Source organism: Streptomyces shenzhenensis, from assembly GCF_003688995.1.
GTDB classification, from domain to species: domain Bacteria; phylum Actinomycetota; class Actinomycetes; order Streptomycetales; family Streptomycetaceae; genus Streptomyces; species Streptomyces shenzhenensis_A.
This window is the reverse complement of record NZ_PENI01000001.1, coordinates 279381-302291: the sequence shown is the minus strand read 5'-3', so window position 1 is coordinate 302291 and position 22911 is coordinate 279381. Positions and strand designations below refer to the sequence as shown.

The 22911-nt window shown below is 73.4% G+C and carries 1 protein-coding gene; it reads left to right on the top strand.

Translation table 11 applies throughout. The features are described from left to right. Positions 1-176 precede the first annotated feature (176 nt). Positions 177-22883 (top strand): lonely Cys domain-containing protein, encoded by a 22707-nt coding sequence (locus tag CTZ28_RS46795; RefSeq protein WP_183154206.1) that lies wholly within the window; start codon positions 177-179, stop codon positions 22881-22883. Positions 22884-22911: the final 28 nt, after the last annotated feature.

Below are 22911 nucleotides of genomic sequence, written 5' to 3'. Positions count from 1 at the left end.
CGGCCGGGAGGTGCCCCCAGCCCCGCGACGCCATGCACGCTTGAGGGCCCGCGCCCGGCGCACCGAGAGCACGCTCCCCCAAGCTCTCGGCTCCGCTCGACCAGGGGGGACCCCCACGACGCCGCAGGGCCCGCCCTCCGGGCGGACGACGGGAGTTTGACGACAGGACCTGGCTCATGACGCTCAAGCCCAACGCATGGCAAGAGGCCATGATCTTCATCCTCACGGGAGAGATGTTTCCCAAGACGGATGAGGACGAGGCCAACCTGCGCAACCTCGACTACCTGGCCACCAAGGGCAACGTCGGCATCCTGAAAGGGAAGATACGCGACGCCATCAGGTACGTCGGTGACGCGCTGCCCGGGGAGGTCGGGGCGAGCTTCATCGACTCCATGAACCAGATGCTGCCCTACCTCGACAAGCTCACCGACGGCATGACCGAGGTGTCGGGCGGGCTGCGGAAGACGGCCATGGACGTCCGCGAGGCCAAGTGGCAGCTCATCGCCGAACTGATCAGGCTGGCGGTGGAGATCGCCGTGCTCACGGCGCTGTCGTACTTCACCGGCGGCAGCTCGCTCAGCGCGATCGCCCTGCGCAAGCTGGTCGCCAAGGCCCGGATGCTGGTCATCCTGATCGAGCTCAGCACACGGCTGCATTTCCTGCCGAGCATCACGGAGGCGATCGAGGAGGCGTTCCAGACCCTGGTGGTCCGGCTGGCCCTGATGAAGTGGGCCCCGAACGGCCAGCGGCCCGACGGCGTCGACTGGAAGGACGTCGGAATCAGCGCGTTCGTCGGCGGGTTGGCCGGCGGCTTCGCGTCGATCTTCAGCAACATCGCGAAGGACATCACCGGTTTCATCGGCAAGGTCTTCGACAACACCCTGAAAGACCCGCCGAACAAATGGGGCAAGTTCGGCCCCGACCACATCAACGGTCCCGGCAAGCACAAGGGCGGCGGCAACGACGTCCCGACCGGCAACCACCACAACACCCCCGACGGGAATCACCGCGGCGGCCCGGACGGCACGGGTGGCCCCAAGAACGGCAGTGACCACGGCAACAACAAGGGTCACCACGACGATTCGCACGAGTTCGATCTCAAGGAACAGCCCCTGCAGTTCGTCGCCGACGGCGGGGCGGAGTGGCTGGCCGAGGCCATCACCATGGCCACGTTCTACGGGAACTTCGGCGCGAGCTGGCTGACCTTCGTGGGGGCCGGGCTCAGCGAACGGGTCGAGTCGGGCCTGGAAGCCGGCATCGGGAAAGGCATGGGCCGGCTGGGCAGACTGAACGGCCATTCCTTCTCGTCCAAGGACTTCGGCGCGACGAACTCGCCGGACTGGGGCGGGGTCGACAAGCGTTCCGGCGGCTCGGGCGGCGAGTCCGGCCGTGGCGATACGTCCGGCGGTCGCGGGGGGCGTGGCGACGACGGGGGCAACCGCGGTTCCGACGGCACCCGCGCGACGAACGGCGGCCCGCCGTCCTCGCTCGACCTGACCAGCGGCCCGACGAACCTGGGCCCCGGCTTCGGCACCGGGGGCTTCGAGAGCAACGCCGGGAACTTCACCTCGGACGCAGGGCGCTTCGAGAGCAACGCCGCGAACTTCACCGGGGACGCGGGGCGCTTCGAGAGCAACGCTGCGAACTTCACCTCGGGGGCAGGGGGCTTCGACGGGAACCCCGGGAGTTCCAGCGGCCTGCACACCAGGGGCGGCGGCACCGGCAACGTCACCGGCAATGCCCACACGGACGTCACCTCGCAGGCGCCCCGTGGAGACACCACGGGCGGGAGACCGGTCACCTCCTCCGCCACGGTCCCGGAGGTCTCCGGCCGTCCCGGCCAGGGCCAAGGGCAGAACGAGGGGCGGGGACCGGACGAGACGCACCAGCAGCCCACGCCCGAGGGGACCCCGGCCGACAGCACGACGGACGCCACCGGGAGCCGGCCGCCCACAGTGGGCAGCGACGCGCCGCGCACAGCCGTTCCGGGGTCCTCCACCGGGTCGTCCCAGGGCCTGACCGGAGACTCCGGCACCGGCAACGGTCACCGCTCGGACAACATCCCCGAGAGCCACTCGAACCACGTCGACACACAGACCGACCAGAACCAGAGCCAGAGCCAGAACCAAGGCCAGGGCCAGGATCAGAACCAGAGCCAGAGCCAGAACCAAGGCCAGGGCCAGGATCAGAACCAGGGTCAGAGCCAGAACCAAGGCCAGGGCCAGGATCAGAACCAGGGTCAGAGCCAGAACCAAGGCCAGGGCCAGGATCAGAGCCAGAACCAGAACCAAGGCCAGGGTCAGGGCCAGGGCCAGGGCCAGGATCAGAACCAGGGTCAGAGCCAGAACCAAGGCCAGAGCCAGAGCCGGAACCAGAGCCAGGAGTCGGAGCAGAGTCAGGATCTGACCGAGACTCCGGAGCCGGAGCAGAGCGAGAACCCGACCGAGACTCCGAGGCCGGACGAGATTCGGGATCCGGCCGAGACCCCGAAGCCGGAGCAGAGTCAGGATCTCACCGAGACTCCCGAGCCGGACACGCAGACGGCTCCGCTCACCCCTCCGCCCCCGACTGCCCTGTCCCCGTCCCCGGTGACCACGTCCTCCAACGCCACCCCCGCGACGGACACGCCCGGCCATCGCGCACCGAACACGTCCGCCACCACCCCGGACGGCAGCACGAGAGGCAGGTCCCGCCTGCCGGAGGTCGACGCTGAGGCCGACCTCGTGGACGGCGAACACGTCGACACCTCGTCCGACGCGGACATCGCCCTCGTACGCGACGAACACGCCCACGCGGTACGGACGTTCACGGACGCCGTCCACACCCTCGCCGAGCTGCGCGGCGGTAGGGAGACGGGCGAGGTGAGCGACGACGTCGTCCTCGAGGAGGCCATCGCCGACGCGGAGCGTGCCTGGGAGGATCTGGCGGGGATCGAGGGCCACTTGCGGGACCTCGGCGTGGATCCGTACGCCCCGGCGCCGGACAGCCGGACGGACATCGCTCCGGCGGTTCCGCATGACGACGTCGAGCGAACGTGGCTCGCCCAGCAGGTCTCGGCCGAGGACCTGCCCACCGGCACGCCGGATCTCGCGGTCGACGGCACCGTCGGTCTCGACGACCTGCGAGCGGCCGGGGTCACGATCACGCCCGAGATGCTGGTGCAGGAGCAGCTCGGTGTCGAGCAATTTCCTGTGCAGGGGCTGGGGTTGTCCGCGGTCGAGCAGGCCCGGCTGTCGATGCTGAGTCCCGGGCCGTGGCCGCAGGCGCTCGACGTCACCGCCGCGAACGTGACGCGGCGGCTGTGGCGGGAGGCGTACACGGACTTCGCGGACTCGGTGGCGGGGGAGACGGACGGGAGCCCGGCCGAGGACCCGTCCCGCGCCTGGAACACGGCCACGGCACTGGTTCTGCCGCCGGAGGCGCACCCCGTCCTCGCCGGCTCCCGGTATGCGGGGGACGCGTACCGGGACGCCGTACGACAGGTCGCCGACCGGCTGATGACGGACCCGCCGGTGGCCGCCGATCTCGCCGACCGCCTCCGTGACACGTTGGGCCTGCCGGTCCGGGGCCGCGGCGATCGGACTCCCGCCCGCCCCAAGCCGATCGAGCAGCCGGCTCCGGCCCCGATCATCACGTCCACGGGCAGGTCCACCGGCACGGCGCCGGTCGTGGACCCGTCCAGCGGCACTCCGCCGGCCCCGGTGGTGACGTCCACGGACACGTCCACCGGCACAACGCCGGTCGTGGACCTGCCCAGCAGCACTCCGCCGGCCCCGATCGTCACGTCCACGGGCACCTCCACCGGCACCTCCGCGACCACCCGCACCCCCACGCCCGTCGCGCCGGTGACGGAGTCCTCCGCGCCGGTGACGCGTACCGTCAAGTCCGCCGACCCCGTCGTGCGGACGAGCTCTGACGCGTCGGTCGAGCCGAAGGCCACCGACCGCGCCGCGCCCCGTACCAGCCGTTCCCGATCCTCGGTGCCCCCGCGCACGCACCCGCTCGCCACCCCGCTGAGCACCGTTCCCGAGGACGCCCCGCCGCCGCCCGCCCCGCCACCCGCACCGCGTCCGGCGAGCACGCGGCCCGGCACCCTGCCGCCCACCTGGGTCGGCCAGGACATCGACCGGCGGCGACCCCCGCGCATCGACCGGGACCTGCCGCCCGCCCCCGTGAACGGCGGCGGACCGGTGCGGTTCACCGACGGGTCCCGGCTGCCCGCCTACATGGGCGGCATCGCCGCCCTGCACCCCGGGCTCTCCGCCGACGTCGTGCGCCGCTCCTACACCTTCGGCCAGAGCGACCCCGAACTGCGCGGCATCGACCAGGTCACGGCGGAGGTCGTCGGGCGGCTGCCGGGGCGGATGGCTCCCGCCCCGCCCAAGAAGCGCTGGGGCACCCTCGGCCGGAGCCTTCAGGACGACGTACAGCAGCGGCTGAACCGCAATCCGCGCGGCTTCTTCGGCGACGGGCAGCGGTTCACCTACCGCACCACCGGCGGCCGTACCCGCGTGGTCACGGTGACCGCCCGCCCGTACGGGAACTGGAGCCGGTTCACGTTCGGGTACGCCAACCCGGTCAAGGTGGACACCATGCAGCGGTTCACCGCCACGACCGGCCGGACCGCCGTCAACAGCACGTCCACCTCACTGGTGCCGATGGTGCCGCTCGGGCCCGCCAAGGAGCAGTTCCATGTCTGGGGCCGGGTCTACTTCCGCAAGTCGTGGGGCAAGCGGGCGCAGTACGCCATGCAGAACCAGACGCTCAACCAGATCGAGACCCGTACCACCGACGGATCCCACCCCCACCTGGCCGACGTCTGGTACGACATCAAGGTCACCGACCGCCTGGGCCGTCCCGTCGACGAGGCCGGCAAGGCCGTCCCGGAGGGCAGCACACGGGCGGTCGGCTTCGGCTTCGCCGTCCGGGACGGTGTGCGAGCCCGGCTGGCCGACAGCCTCACCCACGACAAGGCGCTCCCGGAGTCGCTGCCCGACCGGATGGACCTCGGCGGCAGACCCTCCTACCGGCTGGTCGGCACCGAGGCGTACGGCCCCATGGGGCACATCCGCGACTGGGCGTTGCAGCAGACCGGCGTCAAGTCGGACAGCTTCGCCGGCTCGCAGCTGAGCGACTTCTTCTCCACCGACGGCTTCCACCGGATGAGCCGGGTGCTGAACGCCGGCCGGACCACCACACCGCCGCTGTTCCGTGACTCGGCGGGCCTGTCGCCGCTCGGCTTCTTCTCGGTGGAGGTCCGCTCCGGCGACGCGGTCCGCATCAGCGAGACCAAGGCCGCCGAACTACGTGACATCACCCAGTCCACGATCCGCAACGAACGGGTGCTCGGCCGGTCGAAGAACACCGAGATCGGCGGCACGGTCGGGCCCTCCTTCCAGCTCTTCGGCCTGGAACACGGCAAGTTCGACCTGCGCCTGCTGTTCGGGCTCAACGCCCGTTACGGCAGTTCCCGTGGCCGTACCTCGACGACCGGCGGCACCGGCGCCGTCAAGGCCGCGGGACAGGCCAAGGGCGACCCCACCGGGCTCTACCTCGTCCAGAAGACGATCGTCGTGACCGCGCCGCCCGACACCAAGGCCCCGCTGCCCGACCAGCGGGGCGACGGGGGAGAGCGGCGGGGCAGGCTGCGCAAGAACCCGCCGCGGACGTGGAGTCTGCCGCCGCGCAGCCAGACCTTCCAGACCTGGGCCGTGGAACGGATGACCCGTACGGAGGCCAGACGGCTGGCCGGTCTCGACGGCGACCGGCCGCGCGGGGACGAGCCCGCCGTGCCGCCGTACCTCACCGAGGACGACCCGACGACCCTGGGCATGGCCCGCCCGGAGGAGTTCACCTTCGCCGACGGAGCCGTCACCCGCACCACCGGCGGTCAGCAGCGCACCTTCCTCGAACACGTCGCCGAGCAGGTGCTCGACCAGGTCGCCCGGGTCTACCCCAACCTGGTCGCGCCGCTGGCCGAACTCAACCCGGACAACCCGCGCTGGCGCGACGCCGACCACTTCCAGATCGTGCAGTCCAACACCCAGGAGGTCCTCAAGACGCTCACCCACCACAGCATGGCGGGCACCCTCGAGACGATGATGAAGACCGGGCAGCGCATCCCCCTGGTCGACTCCGGTCGCCTCACCCGAGGTGTGCGGTACGTGTGGATCGACGCCAGGCTGACCGGGCGGCAGTTCGAGGGGACGCAGAAGGACCTGCGGCTGCGGTTCAGCGCACCCGGCAGCGAGAACCTGGGCGGGCAGCAGAGCGGCGGGCGGGGCCTGCACATCGGCGCGGAGGGCCTGATCTCGGCGCGCGACTCCGCCACCGACGAGGTCGGTGTCCCGCTGCACGCGGGCACGGGGTCGATCGGCGGGCGGTACGGCACCCGGCACGACTCCGACAGCTCCCACGGCCCGAGCGTCACGCACGAGGCCATGTCCATCAGCACCAAGGGCGCGCACCTCTACAGTTACGACCTCACCCTCACCGCCCGGCGGGGCGGCTTCTGGCGGTTCCGCAGCCTGCTGCGCGGCATCCTCTTCCTGAACCTGCTGGGCACCCAGCCCTTCGTCTTCGCCGAGCGGGAGAGCAACCTGCTCGGGCCGGCTCCGCACGGTGGCACGCCCCTGGCCGGACGGGTGCTGCTGAGCATCCCGGTGGAGCACGTCCCCAGACCCGGCGTCACCGCCCGTACCCCGCACCCCCTGCACGGCCGGCCGCTGCCCATGCCGCCCCGGGTCGCCCGCGATCTGGCGCTGGCCACTCCCGCCCTGTTCGACCAGGCCGCGCGCCGCAGGCCCCAGGGCTACCAGAACCACCCCCACCTCACCCTGGCCGTCACCTCCGATCCCGGGCTCGACCAGGCCGCCCAGGAGACGCTGGAGGAGGCGTCCGGCGGGTCGTGGCTGCTGTCGCAGCAGGGCGCCCCCTCGCACGACGCCGTGCTGCGGGCCCTGCAGAGCCAGTACCTGACCGCCAACTTCGACCAGACCTCCAGCCCCCTCGCCTGGCGGGTCTCCGGGCTGTGGGACAAGGCGCCGTACCTGAACCGCTCCTCCGTCCTCGCGCACCGCACGAGGATCGTGCCCGACAGCCTCACCGCGCTCACCGGTCCGGTCACGGTGGACACCGAGACCACGATCGGCGCCGTCACCCCGGCCGCCGGCCGCAAGGCCCGCATCAGCACCCTGTTCTTCGGCGGCCAGCTCGGCTATCTGCACTCCCACCACACCGGGCCCGGACTGACCGGCACCTACGGTGTCGCCATCAGCCCGTACCGGCTCGACCGCTCCCGGGTGCTCACCGTGCTGCGGAGCGCCGTCGCCGAGATCAACCGCAAGGACTTCAACCGCCAGGTCCTGGTGACCGGTGACGTCCAGCACGAGATCGCGGCCGCCTCCTCCACGGTCGGCCAGAAGGCGCTCGGCTGGCGCCACATACCGCGCCGGCTGGCCGGGAGCGCGGGCCGGCGGGTGCGGGTCGACAGCGGCTGGACGGGGCACATCCCGGAGAAGAGTGCCTACCGGCTCGGCCTGCTCACCGACCGCTGGAGCACCGACCGCCTGGGCGGCGTGCCGCTCTACACCCGCCGCTCCTGGTCACCGCAGCCGTGGCTGCTGGACAACCCCTTCGGCAGCTTCCCGGTGAACTCCCTCAACGCGGCGTCCGTCCTCGCCGACTTCGACCGGAAGCTGCGTCCGCTCGGGCTGTCCAAGGCGGACCGGGACGCCGTCCTCCGGCTGATGTCGGACCGGGTGGTGCGGGCGCTCGGCAAGGAGATGGTCGGTTCGGGTTCCTCGGTGACCGCGGAAATCGGCCGCTGGGGCTCCAAGACCGTGCAGTTCTGGATCGGCGAGCGGCAGGCCAGGGCCCGGGCGGAACTGATCCCGGTCCGGGTGCCCCGCGCCGAGGCCGCCACCGACGGTGAAGGGCCGGGGTTCACGGGTCTGGGCCACAGCGTGGAACTGGAGGAGCACCGGCAGGCGGTGGAGACGGTTCAGGAGGGCCGCGACCGGGCCTCCGGCGCCAGTATCGGCACGGTTGTCACCGAAGGCGTGCACACCGGCAACGACACGGTACGGGCGGCGGGCCCCACCTACTCCGAGGTCGGCTCCACCCAGCAGAACGTGTCCCAGTACCGCTCCGAGGGGAGCGTACGCATCGGCACGGCGACGACCACCCAGGCGCACGGCGAGTACGTCACCCGCTACCGGCTCCGCCTCAGCCTGGAGGTCACGGACACGGGGGATGCCGACGGCACCCGCGCCGACGGCCACCCGGAGGCCCCCCGTACCGGCTTCCAGGCGCGGGCCGGCCGGTGGGGGCGGAAGGTCACCGGCCGGCGCCGGGTGTCCGTGGTCTCCCAGGGCGACGTGGGAGACCTGATCGAGCACTATCCGCTCAGCCTGATGCGGCCCGATCCGGTCGCCCCGGCCGACGGCGGCGCCCCGCGGCCCGACCCGCTCGCCCCGCCGGCCCTCGACCCGCCCGGCGCTCCGCGCAAGGTGGCCCTGCCGCGCGCCATGGGACCGGGCGGCTGGCACGACGTACCGCATCCGGGCGACGGCACCACGAAGCCGTTCACCCTGCCCGAAGACGGGTTCAAGGTCCGCCGGATCGTCGGCCTTGACCAGCTGCACAACGCCAACACCCTGGCGCTGGCGGCCGCGTACGACTCCTCCGTGAATGTGCCGCAGGCCGGCGGGCCGAGTGCCGACCTGCTCGCCGAGGCGCTGGACACCCCGCTGACCCGGGCGGGCACCGGCTCCGCGCAGAACCTGGAGGACGGCACCGGGAACGGGTCGCTGACCTCCTTCTACGACCGCACGCTGACCGGGCAGGGATACCAGGTGCCGGGCCTGACCGACCGGGGCTTCTTCGGCGGCGCGGACGGCGACCTGACGCTGTACTCCAAGCCCGACTTCGGCCGGGCCCAACTGCTCACCGTCACCGACGGGATGAAGCACGAGGCGCCCAAACGGGACACGAACGCCGGCGGCATGTCCGCCGCCCGCGTCGGCACCACCGAGTCCTCGCTGGGCGGCGGCCCCGTCACGTCCACGCAGAACACCGGCTCCAACCAGATGGGCGCCTCCGGCCCCGGTGACTCCTCCACCGACTCCGACGCCTTCACCGCGGGTGGTGACCGGCTGGCCTCGGTGAACGTCAAGCCGAACTCGACGCGTTCGTTCCTCTTCGCCATCCCCACCACCTGGCTGAGCGTGGCCGCGGTCCAACACCACTTCAAGGACAGCGGGGCGATACGGCTGCTGCGCAGCCCGTTCGGCAACACCACCCGGGCACCGCAGGCGGTGTCGACCGACACCGCCGTCCTGGCCTGGGTGCGGGAGGACATCGCCCGTGACCTCGGCCTCATCGACGACACCCGCTTCCCGCCGAAGGTGGCCAAGGCGTGGGACGCGGTCACCAAGGCGGACAAGGGGTGGACGGCCGCCGACAAGAAGTACTGGGACCTGCGCCGCGGCGAGGGAGCGCGGCTGGAGTCGGCGCTGGAGCAGGCGGAGCGGGACCTGGCCGTGCTCACCGCCCGCGATCCCGAGACGCTGCCGCAGATCGTCCAGGCGCGCGAGGTACTGCGGCGCGTCCAGGACGAGACGCGGTCCGCGGAACCCGCCCACGACGGCTGGGCGGAACTGCAGGACGAGCAGCTGGTACGGGCCGAGGAACGGCTGAGGGACCTGCGGCGGGCGGCGGCGGACGAGGTGACCGCCGCCCGGCGGATCCGGGACGACGCCCAGGACCAACTGGACGCGTTCACCGGCCGGTTGCAGCACGCGCGCACCACCGCCGAGGCACTGGCCGACGAGTACGCCCGGGTACGCGAGGGCGCCGACCGGCTGACCCGCTGGCACCAGCTCAACGCCACCGAGGACGGCCGCGGGCGCCTCGGCGCCACTCCCGAGCCGGCCGAGGTCACCTTCACCCCGCCGCCGGCCGACGGCGAGAGCAAGCCGCCGGAACCCAAGAAGAGTGACACCAAGAAGGACGACGGGAAGAAGGACGACGGCAAGAAGGGTGAGACCGGGGGCGACGGCGCCGACCGGGGGGCCCGCCCGGCCCACGCACGGCCGCCCTGGCAGCCGGACCCGGCGGAGACCGGCGTACGTTTCGACGCCGCCACCGACCACCGCGTCCTGACCGCCACCGAACCCGACGGCCGTACCCGGGTCTACGACCTGCACCCGCCGGACGTGGACGGCAACGGCTTCTTCGCCGCCGTCGCCCGTGGCCTCGGTGGCCGGCGCGTCCCCCTCGCCGAGCTGGCCGCCCGGGTGGCCCGGAGCCGGCACATGCCCGACGACCCGGCCCTCGACCCGGACGCGGTGTTCCACACCCGGGAGCTGGACATCAGGGTCGGCCGCGGCTTCTCGCGCGACGCGGCCCTGCGCGCCGCCGTCCAGGCCGACGGGGGACGCCTGACCGACGCCGTACGCGACGGGCTCACCCCCTTCCAGCGGCGGAGCCTGGTCCAGCTCCATGTGCAGCGGGCCCGCCGGTGGGACGGCGGCACGGCCGACCTGGCCGCGTTCCTGACCGCGCGCACGCTCGGCGTGAACCTGACGGTGGTCGGGGAGAACGGCTCCGCGCAGCGGTTCGCCGGCGCCGAGCCGCGTGGCACCGGACCGCTCCGCGAGGTGACCGTGTACCGCCGTGGGGACTCCTATCTGGCCGCCCTGCCGCGCCCCCTCGGCCCCGTGCAAGCGCCCCCCGCACCCCCCGCGCCGATGACTCCGCTTCCGCCCCCGCCCCTGCGGGTGGTGACGGAGACGGAGTCGACGGCGGTGGTGACGAGGCCGACGGAGACGCCGGAGACGACGAAGCCGACGGGGACGCACGAGCCGCCCGTCGCGCCGGGCCGTACCGAAGGCGACAAGCGCTCCTTCCCCGACCCCGGGGACACCGCACCGGACCGGGGCCTGGGGCTGGACCCGGCCGAACTCGACGTCCCGGTCGCCGATCTCGACGAGACCCACCGCCGGTGGATCGCCCAGCGGCTGACGGACGGCGACCTTCCGGCCGACCGCTCGGGACTCGGCATCCCCGACCCCGACGGCATCTACGACGCCGACGACCCGGTCGACCAGGTCCGGCACCTGATGCTCGGCAGCGGTCGCTGGCCGCGAGAGATCCACGCCGTCGCCGCGCGGGCGACCCTGCGGATCTGGAACGCGACGTACGAGAACTTCGCGGACACCGCGCTCGACGCCGACCCGGAAGCCGGCCGGGGGGAGATCCGGCGGAACTGGTACCGGGCCCTCGGCCTGCTCACGCGGGCGGACCGGCAGTCCGTGCTCGCCGATCCCCGGTATGCCGGGGACCAGTTCCGGGACGCCGTACGGCAGGTGGCGGACCTGCTGGTGGCGGGCGGAACGCGGACCGCGGCGGCCGAGCTCGCCGACCGGCTCCGCGGCGAACTGGGCCTGCGGCCCGCGGAACCGGGCGACACCTCCGACGCGGCCGATGTCCCGCGGACCGTTCCGACGCCACCCGCGCCCACGCCGCCCGCTCCCGCCCCGGCACCCGTGCTCACGTCCTCGGCCTCACCCGCCCCCGACGTCACGTCCCCCGCCCTGCTGAGTTCCACACCGGCCACCGACGTGCGGACATCCGGCGAGACGCGTTCCCCGCACCCGGCCGCCGCGCTCTCGGTGGCCGCAGCCGTGCCGGTCCAGACGCGGCCCCGGCCGCACATCGACTTCACCGAGGGCGACAAGAGCCTCGACGCGGACCGGCTCCAGCAGATCGGTGAACTGGCCAAGGAGATCGTGTCCCAAGGGCTGCGCGAACTGAGCGCCGGGCTGAGCGTCCCCGAGATCACCGTCACCGGCTACGGCAACGGCCCCCGGTACACCATCGGTTCCAGCGCCGTCCGGCAGGCGGAGCGCACCGGCCAGCGCCGGGCGCAGGCAGTGGCCGACGCGCTGCGTGCCGCGATCCGCCGCGAACTGGCCGCGTCGGGTGCGGAGTCGGCGGCGGTGGCGGCGCGCCGGGGCAGGGCGGTCGGGGTCGACGACTTCCCGGTCGCCGTGCGCAGCGGGGGGCGTACGGTCCAGGCGAGCGGTACGACCGATGCGGTGGACGGGCCGGTCGCGCGGCGCCGGGCGGTCATCGACGTCGAGCGGTCCCCGCTGTCCCCTGTGCTCGACAGACTGCAACAGCTCTACCCGCGGCTCGAATTCTTCGAGCTCAAGCTGTCGTCACTGAGTCTCGACGAGGTCGCGGACCTCGCGCTGAGCTCCCCCGCCGGCACGGCCGCCCGCAGCGGGCCGGACAAGCTGCGTGACCTGTACGACCTGGTGACGGACGCGATGGCCGCCGGGCGGGACTCCAGTCCGACAGCCCTGGCCGCCTTCCACCTGAGCAGGCAGGGCTTGTTCGAGGACGACACCCTGCTCACCGAGAACGGCACACCTCGGGGCCGCGACTGGACGTACGAGGCAGGTAAGGAGGTCGACACCGCCACGTATCACGTGGTGCCGTTGACCGGGCCCAACAGCATGCCCAGCCCCGGACCTTGGGCGAGGGCCGGCGCGCGCGCCCCGTACGTGGTCGCCGCCCATGGCGACCACGAGACAGTCAAGCTGCGGCTGCCCGACGGCAGGCGGTGGCGGACCTCCCCGGAGGTGTTCGCCGAACTCCTCACCATGGATCCGGTCCTGGCGGGCCAGGATCGCGACGTTCCGGTGGTGCTGGTCTCGCCGAGGGCCGCTGACATGGGCCTGGACCTGCCCCGCCGGGCCTCGTTCCGTACCCGGCGGACGGTCTGGGCCCACAGCGGTCGCGTGCGGCTGAGCAAGGATCCGCAGACCTCCCGCCGCCGTATCGACGTGTACGACGAACGTGTGATCCAACACCCGTTGGGCACCTGGATCGCGAGCGAACCGGACGACTGGGCCCAGGACGACCGGTCGGACGTGTCGGCGGAGCTGCCCCTGACGGACGGAACCACAGTCCACGCCGACGAGATCCAGAGCGTCACCCTGCCCCTCGACGGCCGTTCGTCCGGCCGGATGCTGATGGACACCCGTGACCGGTGGGCGCGTGAACCGCACGTCTCCGCCGTGATGTCGTCGACGGAGTGGTACGCCATCGACCCCATCACCACCGAGCCGGTCGGTGGCCCCCGTCCGGTGCCGTGGAAGGGGCGCAAGCCTTACTTCCTGTGGGTGCACGGAAACCCCGGGCGAACCCAGGTGGTCGATACCGACACCCGGTCCAGAACCATGCCGGGCCCCTCGACCGGCCGTTATCTCCGCCACCGGCCCAGCCTGCGCAGACTCGCCCCGGACGTGCCGATCGTGCTCGTCTCGTGCTGGGCGGACAGCCTCGCGAGCCCGGAACGGCCCGACAACGACCGACCCACCCCCTTCGTCATCGATCCCCTCGCGGTCACGTCCGTCGCCCAGGACATCGCCAACGACAACCGGCGCACCGTCTTCGCCCCGAACCGGACGCACGTGTCGCAGACCCGCGGCGGGAGATACAGACACGGGGTGTACACATCCTCCCTGGGGACCCTGGCCGATTGGCGGGAGGTGCGGCCGGAGCCGGACGGGGCCGGTCTGGACGCCGTCGCGCGGATGGCGGGTCTGGACGATCCCGCGACCGGTGCGCAAGAGCAGCGGGATGCCGCGCTGCGACTGGTGCGCGCGGTGCGTCAGGTCTTCGGGGTGTCGGTGGAGGACGACCAGAACGCCTACCGGGAACTGCTGGGCGGGCTGGGCGCTCTGGAGGTCATGCGGCGGCAGGATCTGGACTACGCGGGCGGGGGTGTGTTCACGCTCGATCTGCTGGAGCGGGCGACGTGGGCGCACACCGGACAGCGGCCCGTGGCCGGAACCCCGGTGCCCCCGTCCCTGCGTCCGGCTGATGTGCGGGCCACGCTCCGGGCGGCGCGTGCCGCTCTGGACGCCGACGGTCAGACGGGGTTGTCGGGGTTCGTCTCGTTGCCTGCCATGGACCGGGCGCGGGAAGTGCTGATGACCGCGGGCGGTCTGGACGGGCGGGCCCGCCGGATGCTGGGTGTACCGGCGGGCGAGAGTGTCACGCCGGCTGATCGCCGGGCGCTGTTGTGGGCTGTGGTGAAGGCTGTCGAGGCGGTGGACAACCATCCCGACGCGGATGCCCTCACCCGGCAGGTGCTGCACCTGCCGGCGGGGCAGGACCCCCGCGATCCGGCGCACCGGGACGCGTTGTTGTGGACGGCGGCCGAGGCGGCGGCGATCGGCCGCGACGTCCACAGCCCGGTCGCGCTCGCTGCTTTCGACCTGCAGCGGCATGGTGCGTTGGACGACGGCAGCCTTGTCTCGTCGACGGGTGATCGTGCCGTGGGGCGGAACTGGTCACCGCGTGCGGTCACCGGCCGGTTGGAGACCGAGCGGTACACCGTGGTGGATCCGAGTGGGGGTCGTGCGTCGGCGGAGCAGCCGACGCCGTGGGCCGAGGGACCTGACCGTGGCGACCCGTACTTCGTGGTCCTCAGCCCGGGTGCCGAACCGGACACGGTCGCCATGCCATGGCCCGACGGGACGACTCGGTCCGTTCCTCATGCGGAGATCGCCGAACTGGTCGTCCATGACCCGGTGATGCGGAACATGAGGTCTGTCAGCGAGGTGCGCGTCGTCCCCGTGGGCCTCGGACCGGGCACCCGGAAGCTCGTCGACTTCTTCACGAGCCGGGACTCCCTCGACCGCGCCGTGATCGCGACACTGCGTCCGCTGGAACTGCGTCACGACGCCACCACGGACACGACGTCCCTCGAACTGGCCGTGCCGCCGCCCTACAGCGACAGGAACTGGGCCTTCCGCCGCCCCCGGCGGCTGCCGGCCACGGCCCCGGTCACCCCGTCCAACGGCACCTCCGGCGGCTCCCGGACCCTGACCTCCGCGCCCCCCGCTCCGGGTTCCCCCGCTGCTTCCCTGGGCTCGGCGGACATGGACCTGGACACTCCCGAGCCCGAGTCACCCGCCCCCGACGCCCGGTACCACGAGGCACTCGTCCGGATCTTCGGTGGCGGTATCACCCGCAACCGGCTGTACCCGCAACTGCACGACACCGTCGGGCGGTTGGACCGGCTGCGGCAGTCCGCGAAGGACTCCTCGCTGAGCGAGGGGCACCTCGACCTGGACGCCGTGGCCCGCGAGGTGCTGCGCCTCGACCCGGGAACGCCGGTGACCCACGAGCACCACGGGGACCTCTTCCGGATCGCCCTCGACCCGGCCGTGGCACAGGCGCACAGCCTGGCGACACTGACCGCCTTCGGACTCACCCTCCGGGGCTCCTCGTCCCCGGCGACCGCGCTCACCGGGTCCGACGGCACCCCGTACGGACGCAACTGGATGGACCAGCCGGGCGAGCGCCTGGACCTGAACCTGGACAGCACGGCGGTGCTCGTCGAACACGACGACGGGACGTTCGAGGAGACCGACCTGCGCCCGGCACCCTGGCGGCCGGCGCCGGGACGGCCACGGCCGTTCGTCGTCCTGGCGGGCGGAAACTCCGAGGTGTTCACCGTGGAACTGCGCGATGGCACCGAGGTCACGGTGGGGCAGGACGTGTTCATCGAACTGCTGGCCATGGACCCGGCGCTGGCGGGGCTGCCCAAGGACGTACCCGTGGTGCTCGTCGTCCCGCGCGGCGGAGCCGGGGAGCTGGTACTGCCGCGTGCACTCGCCGACCGGCTCGGCCGCGAGGTGTGGTCCACCAGTGGCACGCCCGCCCTGAACACGAAGGACGACGGTACGCCCGCCACGCTCACCCTGGAACGCAAGACGGGCGTGCCCCGCGGTGACTGGATCCGCAGCAGCCCCGGCGAAGTGGTGACGGAGGACCGCGAGGACGTCCCCGAGTGGGAGCGCCGGATGGTCAGTTACACCCTCGTCGCCGACGCGGACGGCAACCCGCAGCTCGGCCGCGCGTTGTTCCGCCCGGCCGAACTGGCCGGGAAGCGGGAGCACCTGTATCGCAACCTCCACCGGATCACGTCCTACCGGCACGTGCATCCCGGTTCCTTCGCCAGCACCTCGGCCATCCCGCTGAGCATCGGCGCGCGTCCCGGTGAGCGGGTGTACCACCTCATCCTGCACGGCGCGCCGGACAGTCTCTCCGTACCGCAGGAGGACGGCGGTACCCACCGGGCGTCCGGCGAGGGTCTCACCGGCTGGCTCAAGCGGCGGCCGAGCGTGCGCAGGCTCCGTGACCAGGACTGGATCCACCTGGAGGCGTGCTGGGCCGGCAGCAGCGCCGACGGCGGGAACGCGAACCTGGCCGGGAACGTGGCCGTGTCCCTGCCGCCGACCGCCGATCCGCTCGCGGACCTTCCGGTGGCCCAGATCGTGGCGAACGGCACGCGGAAACGGGTACGGGCCGTGGACCGCCCCACCGGTCACCAGGAGACGCCCGGCCCGAACCCGAGCATCTGGCAAGGGGTGTACACCGACGCGCAAGGGCGGTACGGCCGGATCCTGGAGTTCTGGCCCGAGCCGCTGGACGCGGAACTGGCCGACCGCGCCCGCACCGCGGGCCTGCACACCGACGCGGGACCGGTGCCGAGGGAGACCCTCGACCGGACCCTGCGGCTGGTGCGAGCGCTGCGGCTGGGCCTTGGCCGGGGCATCGACAGCGACCCCTCCTACGACGACCTGCTCCGGGGCATCGGCGCGCTGGAGTCGATGCGGCACCAGGATCCCAAGCTGGCCGGGCTGGGTCCCTTCACCATGGACCTGTTCCAGCGGGTGGCCTTCGCCGACCGGCGGGACCACGGCGGCGGCCCGGGCGCGCTGGACGCCGCCGCCTACCGCGGGCTGCTCGCGCGGGCGGCGGCCGCGCCCCGGGGCACCGCACTGACCGATTTCGTCCAGGTGCCGCACCTCACCGGGATCGCCCAGCAGACACGGTCCTTCAAGGACCTCTCGGCGGCGGCTGCCAAGGTGCTGCGCCTTGACCCGTCGGCCACCGTCGGCGAGAGGGAGATATCACGCTTCTTCTGGGCCCAGGTCAGATCCTTGGAGTGGCTCGCCGGGGTGGCCGACGTGGGCGGCATCGCCGCCAGGGCGCTGCACCTGCCCGCGCCCGACGCCTCGAAACGCGTCGACCTGGGCTGGCTGGCCGCCAGGGCGATCGCCGCCGGACGGGATCCGGCCAACCCCGTCGAGCTGGCCGCGTTCCACCTCGAGGAGCTGGGCGCCTTCGCCCCGCAGACCGGGATGCGCGACGCCGCCGGCCGGCCGTCCGGCCGTAACTGGGCGCAACCGCTGCCGGGGGGCGCGCAGGTGGACGGGTCCGTCCTCGGCACCGTGGCGCCGGGGCCGGGCGGCGGGCTGCGCCGGGTGGGCGAGAATCCGTCGCCCTGGGTCGCCCAGGGCAAGGGTCCCGCGTACATCGTCTCGGTGGGCGGCGCCGGCTCCGGCCGGACCTGGCTCAACCTGCCCGGTGGCCCGCTCGCCGTGCCGGACGCGGAGGTCGCCGAGCTCATCGCCCGCGATCCCGAACTCGCCGGCCGTGAGCTGTTGACCACCGACATCGTGCTGTCCGGCGTATCGGCCGGTGCCGCGGTGCCCAAGGCCGGCGCTCCGCTCCCGCTGCGGCACGCGGTCTCCTGGGCCACGTCCCGGCCGGTCTGGACGTCATCGGGGATGGCGGGCCTGGGCCGGACCGGAAACACCGGGCCGTTCTCGGTGGGCGGAACCTCCCCCACCGACTGGGCCGCCACCCGGCCCGGCGACGCGTTGCAGGCGCAGCAGCTCGCCCGGTTCTCGCCGCCGGGCCAGCAGCCGATCGTCACCACCGCAGCGGCTCCGGCACCCGGGTTCACCCCGCTCAACGCCCCCACCGCCCGCACACCGGACCCGGATCCGGACCGGCGGCCGGACTGGGGTGACGGGGTGTCCGACACGGACCTGAAGGAGCCTCCCCGCAGGGACCCGGACAGGGACACGGATACGGACACGGATTCGGACCGTTGGTCGGACTGGGACGACCGGGTGTCCGACACGGATCTGGACGAGGAGTTCGACGAGGACGGGGAGTCGCCCGCCCCGGACCGGGACGGGCCTTCCCGAAGGGAACCGGACACGGCTCCGGACACGGCTCCGGCCTCGGACACGCCCCCGCCGCCGCCCCCGGCTCCGGCCTCGGACACGCCCCCGGTCTCGGACACAGCTCCGGACACGGCCTCGGCCTTGGCTCCGGCCCCGGACATGCCCCCGCCGCCGCCCTCGGCTTCGGCTTCGGACGCGGCCCCGGCTCCGGCCTCGGACGCGGCCTCGGACATGCCCCCGTCCCCGGCTCCGGCCCCGGCCTCGACCCCGGCTCCAGCCCCGGCTTCGGGCGCGGCCCGGGCTTCGGACGCGGCCCGGGCCTCGGACATGCCCCCGGTTCCGGCTCCGGACGCGGCTCCGGCCTCGGACACGCCCCCGGTCTCGGACACAGCTCCGGACAGGGCCTCGGCCTTGGCTCCGGACGCGGCCTGGGCCTCGGACATGCCCCCGGTTCCGGCTCCGGCCTCGGCGCCGGACGGGGCCCCGGCCCTGGCTCCGGCCCCGGCTTCGGACGCGGCCCGGGCTTCGGACGCGGCCCCGGCTTCGGACATGCCCCCGGTTCCGGCTCCGGACGTGTCCCCGGCCCCGGCCCCGGCTTCGGACGCGGCCCCGGCCTCGGACATGCCCCCGGTTCCGGCCTCGGACACGGCTCCGGCCTCAGACACGCCCTCAGCTCCGGCCCCGACCCCGAACCCCGGCTTGGGGCTTGCCCCCGATTCCGCCCGGGGGCCCGGCAGTGCGTCCCGCGAGCCGGTGGTGCCGGGCGGCGAGGGGACGCGGCCCGGCGCTGCTGCCGGTCCCGTTCCGGCGCCCGTGCCCGTGGCGTCGTTCGTGTCCGCCCCGGTCGCCCTCACCCCGTCGTCGCCCGGGCCCGGTGTCACGTCCGCCGGTGCGGAGCCGGGCTCCCCGCACCCGGCCGCCATGCTCTCGGTGACCGCCGCCGTGCCGATCCCGGCGCCGCCCCGGCCGTACGTCGACTTCACCGAGGGGACGGATCTGGACGAGGAAGCGCTGCGGCTGATCGATCGACAGGCCCGGCAGATCGTGGCCGACGGCCTGCGCGACCTGAGCGCCGGACTGCGCGTCCCCGCGATCACCGTCACCGGTTACGGCAACGGCCCCCGGTTCACGATCGGTTCCAGCGCCGTCCGGCAGGCGGAGCGCACCGGCCTGCGCCGGGCGCAGGCAGTGGCCGACGCGCTGCGTGCCGCGATCGGCCGCGAACTGGCCGCGTCGGGTGCGGAGTCGGCCGCGGTCCGGGCGCGCCGGGGCAGGGCGGTCGGGGTCGACGACTTCTCGATCGCCGTGCGCAGCGGGGGCCGTACGGTCCCGGTGAGTGGTACGACCCCCACGGCGGACGGGCCTGTCGCGCGGCGCCGGGCGGTCATCGACGTCGAGCGGTCGCCGCTGTCCCCCGTGCTCGACAGGCTGCGGCAGCTCTACCCGCGGCTCGCGTTCTTCGATCCGACGCCCTCCTCACTGAGCCTCGACGAGGTCGCGGAACAGGTGCTGCCGCGCCCCGACTCCGACCCGGCCGCGCCGCGTGCCGCACGGCCGAGCAACCCCTCGGCGGCACCCGGGAGTTCCCTCGGCACCGACGCCGTACCCGACTCGCTGCGCCCCCTGTACGACCTGGTGGCCGACGCGATGGCCGCCGGACGGGCCACCGGCGCGGCCGCCCTGACCGCCTTCCACCTGAGCGGACAGGGCCTGTTCGCCGACGGCACCCTGCTCACCGCGCCGGACGGCACTCCCCGGGGCCGCCACTGGACGGACCAAGCCGGTCAGGAAGCCGACACCACCACGTTTCACGTGGTGTCGCTCAAGAAATTCACCAGCACGCCGTACCCCGGGCCCTGGGCGGCGAACGGCACACCGGACCCGTACCTGGTCGCCACCGCGGGCGGGGACCACACGGAGGTCGAGCTGGCGCTGCCCGACGGCAGACGGTGGCGGACCTCCCAGGAGGTGTTCGCCGAGTTCCTCGCCCTGGATCCCGTCCTGACACGCACCGACCCCGCAGTTCCGGTGGTCCTGGTCTCGCCGAAGGCCGCCGACATGGGCCTGGAGCTGCCCCGCCGGGCCGCGTTCCGTGCCGGGCGGCCGGTGTGGGCGCACACCGGGACGGTCGTGCTGGGCAAGGATCCGCAGCGCCCCCGCCGTCGCATCAACGTGCTGGACGACCGGGACGCCAAGCTGCCGCTGGGCACCTGGGTCGTGAGCGAGCCGGACGACTGGGCCGACACCGGTCGGCCGGAGGTGTCGGCGGAGCTGCACCTGACGGACGGCACCACGGTCCACGCCGACGAGATCAAGAGCGTCACCATGCCCCTCGACGGGCGTCCGGCCGGCCGGGCCCTGATGGGCAACGGCGACCAGTGGCTGCGCGAGGAAAGCATCGCGGACCTGGTGTCGTCCAGCGAGTGGTATGCCATCGACCCGGTCACCGAGAGGCCGGTCGGCGCTCCCCGTCCGGTGCCGTGGCGGGGGCGCAGGCCCTGGTACGTCTGGGTGCACGGAGAGCCGGGCACCAGTCAGCTGACCGGTACCGACTCCGGACCGCGCAGGACACGGGGCCGGGAGACCGGCCGTTATCTCCGCCGAACACGGAGCCTGCGCAGGCTCGCCCCGGACGTCCCGATCGTGCTCATGGCGTGCTGGGGTGACGCTCTCGCCAGCGGGGAGCGGGTCGGCTTCGACATCCCCACCCCCTTCGCCGCCGACCGTCTCGCGGCCCCGTCCGTCGCCCAGGAGATCGCCAACGAGACCCGGCGCACCGTCTTCTCGCCCAACCGCACGCACGTCTTCTGGAACGACGGCCGGGTGGCCAGGCAGGGGGTGTACACGTCCGCCCTGGGGTCCCTGGCCGACTGGACGGAAGTGCGGCCGGAGCCCGACCAGGACGGTCTGGACGCCCTCGCCGAGACCGCCGGCCTCGGCGACCTGCGGATCGACGCGCAGGAGCGGCGGGACACCGCCCTGCGGCTGGTACGCGCACTGCGGCAGACCTTCGGCGTCCAGGTGGAGGACGATCACCATGCCTACCGGACGGCGCTGAGCGGACTCGGTGCCCTGGAGATCATGCGGCGGCGGGACCCGGACCACGCGGGTGACAGCGGGTTCACCCTCGAATTGCTGGAGCGGGTCACCTGGGCGCACACCGGACAGCGGCCCGTGGCCGGTACCCCCCGGCCCACGCCGCCGGAGCCGGCCGAGGTGCGTGCCACGCTTCAGGCGGCGCGCGCCGCGCTGGACGCCGACGGCACGGCAGCCCTGTCGGAATTGGTCTCCCTGCCGGCCGTCGACCGGGCACGGGAGCTGCTGGCCACCGGCGGCCTCGATGCGCGAGCCCGGCAGGTGCTGGACATCCCGCCCGACCGGACGGTCACCGAGGCTGATCGCCGGCAGCTGCTGTGGGCCACCGTCCGGGCCGTCGAGGCGGTGGACGACCACCCGGACGCGGATGCCCTCACCCGGCAGGTGCTGCATCTGCCGGCGGGAGCGGACCCGCGTGATCCGGCGCATCGGGAGGCATTGCTGTGGACGGCGGCCGGGGCGGCGGCGGTGGGCCGTGATGTCCACAGCGCGACCGCGCTCGCCGCCTACGACCTGCAACGGCACGGCGCGTTGGACGACAGCACCCGCATCTTCGCCACGGGCGACCGTGCCGTGGGACGGAACTGGTCGCCGCACCCGCACACCGGCCGGATCGACACCGGTCGGTATGCCGTCGTCGATCCGACCGGTGGCAGCACGCAGCCGGACTATCCCACTCCGTGGGCCGGGGGAGCCGATCGCGGCACCCCGTACGTCATGGTCCTGACTCCGGGTACCGAACCGGACACGGTCGCCATTCCGTGGCCCGATGGAACCGCCCGGTCCGTGCCGTACGAGGAGATCGCCGAACTGATCCGCCACGACCCGGACTTGAGGGCGACGCCCCCCAGCGAGGCGCGCATCGTCCCGGTGGGTCTCGGTCCGGACACGAGGAGACTCGGCAAGGTTCTCGCGAGCCGGGACGCCGTCAGCCGCACGGTGGTCGCGACCCGGCGCCGGATGGATCTCCGGGAAAACCCGTCGACGGGCGTGACAGACCTCGTGATGACCACCACGGAGTACAGCAGGAACGGGGACTGGTCCGTCATCCGCCCGCGGCCGCTCAAGCGCCCGGCCGCGGCCCCGGTCCTCACGTCCGGCGGCACCTCGACGACCGCCCGCGCCTCCGCGCCCCTGCCGAGCCCCGCCGCCGAGGCCCGGCAGGCGCCGCAGCCGTCGACCCCGGACCCGGACGCCACCGAGCTGACGCTGCGTCAGCCGGGCGGTGACGGCGACTGGTTGCCGGGAGCCCTGGCCGACGCGCTGCGGACCGGGGCGCCCAGCCGGCTGCACGGGCCGGGCCTCGGCGCGCTGCTCTCGGGGCCGGACCCCGCCGACGCGCTGCACCGCTGGGTCGAGTCCCGGCTCGCCGAACCCGACGCGGAGCAGCGCGTCCCGCGCCTCGGCGCGGGCGACTGGGCCGGTGGGCGCCCCATGCTGACCATGGACGAACTGGGCGCTCTCGGCGTAGAACTGACCGGGGATCTGCTCGCCTACGCCACTCTCTCCGGAGGGCTGCCGCCCGGGGAGGTCAGCCTCTCGCTCGCCCAGCGGTACCGGCTGCTGCGCACGTGGGGCGACGCCGGTGCCACCGTCACCGAGATCGCCGCCACCCTGGCCGCGGCCGAGCTGGGCATCCGTATCACGATCGTCGGACCTGGCGGTGGCGTACGGCACTTCGACCCCGCCCCGGCCGGCGAGCCATCGGCGGCCCTACCGTGATCCCCCCGCCACCCTCCCACCACCTGGA